The 7,715-nt window shown below is 57.7% G+C and carries 3 protein-coding genes; 1 reads left to right on the forward strand and 2 read right to left on the reverse strand.

The genetic code is table 11. The annotated features are described in order from the left end of the window. Nucleotides 1-162 precede the first annotated feature (162 nt). Together Q0510_RS20115 and Q0510_RS20120 are read right to left on the reverse strand one after the other, a co-directional pair. Nucleotides 163-3,279 carry an ATP-binding protein gene (locus tag Q0510_RS20115; RefSeq protein ID WP_298715681.1) on the reverse strand — a complete coding sequence of 1,039 codons (3,117 nt, stop codon included), beginning with the start codon at nt 3,277-3,279 and terminating at the stop codon, nt 163-165. Further along, nucleotides 3,279-5,138 (reverse strand): CHAT domain-containing protein, encoded by a 1,860-nt coding sequence (locus Q0510_RS20120; RefSeq protein ID WP_298715682.1) that lies wholly within the window; start codon nt 5,136-5,138, stop codon nt 3,279-3,281. The genes Q0510_RS20115 and Q0510_RS20120 overlap by 1 nt, the downstream gene beginning before the upstream one ends. A 197-nt stretch (nt 5,139-5,335) precedes the next feature. On the opposite strand from Q0510_RS20120, the gene Q0510_RS20125 reads away from it, so the two are divergent. Further along, nucleotides 5,336-7,715: caspase family protein (locus tag Q0510_RS20125; protein WP_298715683.1), on the forward strand; the 2,380-nt coding region annotated here is incomplete at its 3' end.

Genomic DNA, 7,715 nt, shown 5'->3' on the forward strand with positions numbered 1-7,715 from the left:
GTATGGGGAACGGAGAACGGGATCGGGGTGCGAAGCGCCGTCGGGTTCGGTTCGCTGCCTGATAACATCCCCGTAGAAATCGAGGCGTTGTTTGAATTGGAGGCAGAGCAGGGCTGATTACAATGAAATCATTTGCATTAATACGCGCATCTCCCGTTAAATTTATTTGAAATGCAGGCCCAGCTCGCGGATACGTTTCTTATCCGTGATAGGCTTCACCGGCGATCCCGGTCCCGTTATCCTTGGCCAGATCAACGCTTCGTCGAACACGTTCAGGCGCAGGGAATCGTTGTCGAATACCGTGAGGTAGCGGTCGCGGGCGTAATAAAACCGTGAACCGCCGCGCGCCATGCCATAGGTATCGTTGGAAGTGAGTTTCAGCCCTTTTTTTACCTGCAACTGGTTGTCGAGCACGAACAGCTGGTTGGATCGCGTAAAGACGAGCAGGTCGCCCGTTTTGCGGTTGAACTGCGCGGTTTCGATACCCGCAGGAACGAGGTATTGCACAGGGGCGGAAGGCTTGCTGAGGTCGTAGCGGTACAGGGTGTCCGTACCCGGACGGAAGGCTGTGCCGGCGGGGTCATCGGCCTGGGTGATAATATACCCTTTATCGAGATCGACGCCGATAGCGGCGCCGCGCAGGAATTGTTGTTCGCCGTTGGCAATATGGGCGACGATCACGCGCTTGCGGTGCTCCACGTAATTGGCGGTGGTTTCGTTCATGCTCACGTTCAGCGCGATGCGGCCTTTGGAAAGGTTGCCGTAGGCATAATCGATGGTCGCGTTTTCCGGGGCGTCGTATGTCAGCGTGTCGGAACCGTCGAGGAAGTAGCAGGTGAAGCGGTTGCCCCAGAGCAGCGCACCATCCTCCGTAAAATCCCCGAACGTGAATTCATCCAGCACTTCCCTGCGCAGCTCCCCGTTGTCGCTGAAGATCTGCAATGCGAGCGTATAGTTGGGCGTGATGGAGTAATGCATGAACAGTTTGCCGTCGCGCGAGGTGGTAACGGTGGAAATGCTGGGGATGCGGGAAATGAGGCGGCCATCCGGATGGAGGAGCATCAGCTGGTCGCGGCCGTTGTTGAGATAGGGGATGAGCAGGTTGCCGTTGGCCAGCACCCGCACGTGGTAAGATTCCTGTTCGTTGGCGGAGAACAGGGTGATATCGTCGGGGCCGTATAATTGTTGCCCGGTTTCGAAGGGAACTGGGATGCGCTGCTTCTTGTCGCAATCATACAGCATCGCCTGCCGCCAGCGCCTGTATTGCGGTTTGGAGCCGGCTTTGGTCATTTGTTTCGGTTTGGAAGTATCCACCAGCACCCCGCTGCGGCTGATCACCAGGATATTGCCGCCGTTGGCGAAACAGGCGTATTGCACGGAATCGAACTGGCGGACGGTTTCACCGTTGATGGTGGAAAGGATGTAAGTCCGCACCGAGTCCCTGAATTCTTTCTGGTTGACGTTATACACCATGTACTTCCCGTCGTCGGAGATGTCGATATCGATGGGTTCCACTTTCACGTAGGGAAGGTCGTAATGCCAGCGGGCGAATAGCGCCTGCGCATCCTGCAGCTGCATCGTTTCTTTCAGCTTCAGGTTGAGCATCGAGGTGTCTTCGCCGTAAACTTTCTGCTGGAAGATACCGAAGAGCCCCAGCGCAGTGGCTGCATCTTTATCCGCCAAATCAAAACCCATATAAACCAGGCTTTCGTTGCGGTTGAACTCGCGCGTGAGCCGCTTGTTATTGAAGTATCCCACCAATATCACCACCAGCAGCAGCGCGCCGATGATCCATCCCAGCCGCCAGATCTTCTGCCGTTTCTTCTGGCTTTCTTCCTGCTTCAGCTCCCTATGCCTGACGTTGACGCTGGTCTTGAAAAAATCGATCACTTCCGCCGGGAGGTTGAGGCGTTTGATGAAGGGCTCATATGATGCGATCTCGCGGGCGCTCAGCAATTCGCTCGCGCCGTTTTTGAAGCCTTCGTACCGGCTGAGTATCTGCTTTTCGGTGAAGCCGGTGCGGCGTTGTTCTTCCGTCCGCCGGTTGTCGATCAGCCCTGCCAGGATGTCGTGCGCCAGCTCGTAGGTCTGCCCGTCTGAACGCAATATTTTGTTCTTCTCCAGTTCCGTTAGCAAACTCGTCATCAGCACAGACGAGCGCCCCTGTAAGTACGGCGGCACGAGGCCCGTAAACCAGATCCCGTTGTTGACGCGGGCATAGGGAATGGGCCGTTTGGTGCCTTCATTCGTTACGAAAGCATCCAGCACATTAGCCACGAAATCATCTTCTATCTCCGGAAACTGCAATTCTTCCTGTATCACGTGAATCCGTTCGTGCATGAACCGGTCGAGCACATCCTGCAAACTGCCGAACTTCTTAATCACGGTGCTGTTGACGTGCAGGATGGGCCAGATGGAATCGGGCGGCTCCACTTTGTCGGGCGTGTTCATGTAAACGGTACGCCAGAGCTGGTCGAGGTAAATCTGCAGGTATGGCAGCGACACTACTTGCTTTTCCGACAGCACGGCGATGATTTCTTTCGCGTTCTCCACTTCCTTCTCCAGCCTGATGTTGAATTTGGCGCAGGATTTCTTGATCACTTCCTCCACGTTGCGGTGGTTCATGGGCTCGATGCGCAGCCGCCTGTCGCAGAAATCGGGGATTTCCTTTTCGAACTGGCTCAGCCCCGCGAAGAATTCCTCCCGCATGATGAACAGCAGGTTGCAGAACTGCAATTCCGGATCGGAAAGGATATGATCGATGATTTCGATGATGGTTTTCTTCTCGTCGTCGCTGCCCATGATCAGCAATTCTTCAAACTGGTCGAAGATCAGGTACACCGGCCGCAGGTAGCGGACGTTAATGGCTTTGAGCGACTCGTATATTTTGCCGGGTGCGTCTGAAGTGACGTTTCGTGCCCGTAATACCTGGGGCGCCTGTTTGTATTGCGTGCCGCCGGATAGCGCCGTGGCCGTTGTGCCGTTGCCCGCTTTCGGGTCTGCAGCCATAGCCGTGGCTTCGTGCAGGGAATCCACGAGGTGATCGCCGCGGCGCACGAAAAGGGGATACCAGTCGGTGTCGTACATCCTGTTCATAAGGCCGCACTGCACGATGCTCGTTTTGCCCGTGCCGCTGGTTCCGTACACCAGTACCAGCCTGTTTTTGTGGATATGCTGGTACAGCGTTTCCACTTCTTCGTCCCGGCCAAAGAATATGCTGAGATCGTTGCGGTCGTACGGGTCCAGGAATTTGAACGGACTATGCAGGATGCTTGTCATTATGGTATCGGGGTTAATGCCAGCTGGGTAAACAGCCTGAAGGCGGTGAGTTGTTGGCAGATGGCTTCGTGGCGGGCCTGTTCCACCCGGGTGGTGCGGTCGAAACTTCGCTTTACGTTGATGGGCTTGTAGTCCCGGGCTTCGTCGGGGTTCTTGACCCAGCGGAAAACATACGAATCCGTTGCGGGCTCGTACTGCCCGAAAATCGCGAGCCTCGACTGGTCGGCAAACCTTTCGAAGGTATTGATATCGACCACCAGCGGCGAAAGGTTCAGGAATTCCAGGGATTCGCCTTTGTACTGGCGCCTTTCCGCATTGTGGATTGAAGGCAGCTGTTTGGTGAGCACCACGCCGCTGTTGTCGAGATGTTTGGTCAGGAGATAGAAGTTCATCTCTTTGGAATCATTGGAATTCATCAGCTTCAATACCTGGTGATCGAAAGTGGTGCTGGTTTCGTGGCGGTATTTGTTGATGCAGATGTTTTGGATGCTGGTAAGCGTGTACCGGTGCAAAAATCCCAGCTTTTCAAAAACGGTGCTCAGCATCGCTTCCGCGCGGATGCACAAAGCAGGGATCTCCGCTTCGGAAACGCGCTTGGGCCGCGGTTTACCGGTTGGCGTGTAGGTGACGGAACGGATGAAATGCAGGAATTCGCAGGCTTCGCCGAAGGGCTTGTTCTGCGGGTTATCGTCGCGCAGGGTGGAGAGCTCCGACACGAAGTATTCCACACCGTCCAGCGTGTCGATATACTTGCGGATGGCGCGGATCAGGGAGGAATAGTCGTATACCGACCGTGCGTCGATGGAAAGGCCGAAGTATTTATCCAGCAGTTCCCGCATGTCACCGGGGAGGTTTTTGACTTTGCCTGTGATTTTCAGTTCCCATAGTTGTGAGATCATGATGATGCCCATGAATTCCGATGCGATGTGGAAGATGCGGCCCAGTTGCTGCAGCCTCTCGAATCCCGGTTTGCGCATGAGGTCTTCCGTGCCGGAGCTGCCGGGGGCGAAGAGCGTGTTGAGCTGGCTGGCGATGGGGAGGGGCAGGGCGCTGAAGATCGTCATTTGGATGACGTTTTCTTCGTTGTCGATTATCTCCGTTTTGAGGGCCTTTTCGAGTTTGACGGCCGGTTCGTTGCCCGCCGCAACGAGGGCGGTGAAAAGCGTTTTGATGAGCTGGGCATTCGGGGTGAAAGGTGGCAACGGCCCCGGTGCTTCGCTGGGAATGGGGTTTTGGTCAACCGCCGCTGCGGTGTTGAAGAAAAGCCCCCAGAATGGTTCGCGCGGCGTTTTGCCGGGCAGGTTGAGGTCGCGGGAAGGCGGCGCGTCCACGCCGAGGGGCACTGCGGATGCCAGTTGCGCCGCGGCGAGGGCGGTTTCGAAAGCCTGCCGGATGCTCATGCCTTTGACGCAGACGCATTTGAAGAACTCCGCCCCGAATTCGCGGGCGGAGCGGTCGTTCACGGCGGCGGAAGTGGCGATCACGGCGGGGACGCCAATTTTGAGCAGTTCTTCCACCTGTGCGCCCGTTGAGCAGCCGTTGAGGACCACCAGCCGGAGGTTCCCCGCATCGGCGCTGGGCTTTAAAAGGTAGGCAAGTCCCTGGCCGCTGGCGGCCTGGTCGTTGAATAGTAAGGATTGCTCACCGGCGTGGCCGGCATAATGGAATACGGCGATGTCTTCCCGGTAATTGGAAAACGCCAGGTTGATGTTGGTAACCGTGGCGAAAGACTCCCGGTGAACCACGTAGTTCCCCCGGAGGGCCTCGTTCAGGGTATTGTAGATGCCTTCGTCTTCTTCGGTCACCGATTGCAACGGCGCCTGCGGATGATTTGCAAAGGCAATGATGATTTTTTTCATGTCTGCTGGTGGAATTGGGGTAAATAAATTCCGCGCCTCACGATGGAAATCTCGACTTTTGGAGTTAATTTGGAGTCACAATCTAATACCTAAGGTACGATTTTTCAATGAATTGGTCAGGACGGCAACCCCAGGATAATTAACATTAGGCACGTTCACCATAACCCCGGATCTCCATTTTAACAGCAACATTGCATATGCAGGAACGTCGATTGTACGCGGCATTTGCCGGCATCAACGCCTACCCCGACAGTCCGCTGAGCGGCTGTATACAGGACGTGCTCCGGGTCGACCGCCTGTTGCGCAGCCAGTGTGCCGCGCAGGAAGGGCTTGAATACCGCCCCGCGTACTACCTCCAGCCCAATAATGCCGACCTGCGGCTTTTGGAGCAGTATGGTACGGCCGCCGGCGCCCCGCTGGCCTGGCTTCCTCCCACTTTCGAAAATTTCACTACACGGCTGTTTACGCATTTCGCGGAGGCAAAGGCCGGCGATATCTGCGTATTCTTCTATAGCGGCCACGGTTCGCAAACGGCCGCGCCGCCGGAATTTCATTTTAATAATCCTTCCCGCAGGCTGCAAACGATCGTTTGTGCCGATAGCCGGACCACCGCCCGCGACCTCACCAACAAAGAAATGGCTTACCTGCTGTGGCAGGCGTTCGGGAAAACGGAGGCGCATTGCCTCGTGATAACCGACTGCTGCCACTCCGGCGGCAACACGCGCGCCCTCGCGCCGCAGGGCACTGAATTCCGGCCGCGCTTTCATGCGGATGCGGGGAAGGTGCTGGCGTTTACGGATCTCCTGGGCCACGATGCGCCGGGTTTTTATACGAACGAGAACGGGGAGATGAAGCCCGCCATCGCGCGGTACGTGCACCTGGCGGCTTGCCGGGCCGACGAGCTGGCGCAGGAATCCTGGCGCGGAGGGATCTTTACCGGCAGGCTGATGGAAGCGCTCCTGGCCAATGGCGGCACCGCCAGTTACCGCGATTTGATGTGGCGGATGCAAACGGTGGTGACGGCCGCGGCCGGCCAGCAGCATCCGGTCGCGTTTGCGGCCACGGAAGCCGACCTCGACCGCCGGTTCCTTTCCGATGCCATGCAACCCGTTGTGCCCTCATTTGATGTGCTGTTCGACGTCGCCCTTAACCGCTGGAAGATCTTCGGCGGCATGCTCCACGGCCTTACGCCGGGCGCATTGCTCGACATCCGGGACGGCGATTTCCGGCTGGAAGCGGAGCTCCGGGAAGTGGAGGCGCTTTTCTCGCTGATCGATATTCCCGGCCTGGATACCACGTCCGAAACCGCGAAGGCCACCATGATCCGGGCGGCGGCGCCCGCGCTGCTCATCGCTTCCCCGCCGGATGCAGCGCTGGAACAGGCGCTGGCTGCCGGGACCTTTCCGTTGTTAAATGTCGGTTTTGGAGAAGAGGCAGGGTACGAAGTATTCCGTCCGGCAGACGGCAGTTACGTTTTGCTGGAGAAGAACGGCACGCTGCCTTTATTCCGGCGGACCGCCAGCGCGGCCGTGTTCCTTTCCTATGCCCAGCGCGTAGCGGCCTGGATGGCGGCCCTGGACTGGAAGCGCCTCGATCCCCGCCTGGGCCGCGGGCACTTCGAACTGCAGTGGACGGCCATCGACGGGTTTGGCAGCAGCGAAAGGGCTTTGCATGCGGATAACGACACCATCGAACTGAAATATAAAAACGGCGAATCGCCCGCCTTCCGGCTGGGCATCGCGCTGAAGGCGGATGCGCCGGTGGAAAAGTGCTTCGTGCGGGTGCTGTACCTTGGCAGCAAATATGACATTTTCACCGAACTGATCCGCGACGGGGAACCCGCGCTGGAAAGAGGCGGCGCGCCGCTGTACCTGACGTACATCGATAACGGGAAAACGGTTTCCGCGATCCCGGTTTCCATTGATGAGTTATACCCCGGTTACAACCGCTACGAGATTTCGGATTACCTCAAGATCATCGTGTCTGCGGCCGATTTCAGGGTGGGAAGGTTTGCGCAGGAAGCGCTGGAGCTGGACCGGCCGGGGAGCCGTGGGATTGGTGGTGTGCGGAGCGGGGCGGAGAAGGAAACCGGGGAAGCGGTTTCGTGGTCGGTGTTTCATTGCCGGATATGTACGGCTTTCGAAGGACTGGAGAAAAGTGCCGGTCCTGGCGGGGAAGTGCTCCTCGGTCCGTTAGCGATCACCACGCCAGCGGGGTTTTCCGGGAAACTGGCGTTATTGCCGGAGCGGAAGGCTGAAGTCGTGGGCCCCGACGCCTGGGGCGATGCGCCTTCCGAAAACGGGCTCGACGGCGGTATGGCGGCGCTGCGGCTGGAAATGACGGAGCCCCTCCGGCCGGAGGATCCCCTGTTCTTGCTGCAGGCTTCGCCCAAAGCGGCCGTGCGGTCACTGCCCGATCATACCGTGATACCGTTCGTAACCGCCGCCGGCGGGAAGGCTTATGAGCCCGCGGGCTTCCAGGACGCTGCCGGCCGGATACAGATTTTTCACGCCCCAACTCCGAATGTGTATTTTCGCCGCATCTATCTTCCCCACCCACCCACCGGCCTGCGCATCT

It is taken from the genome of uncultured Chitinophaga sp. (genome assembly GCF_937874145.1).
In the GTDB taxonomy this organism is placed as follows: Bacteria; Bacteroidota; Bacteroidia; order Chitinophagales; family Chitinophagaceae; genus Chitinophaga.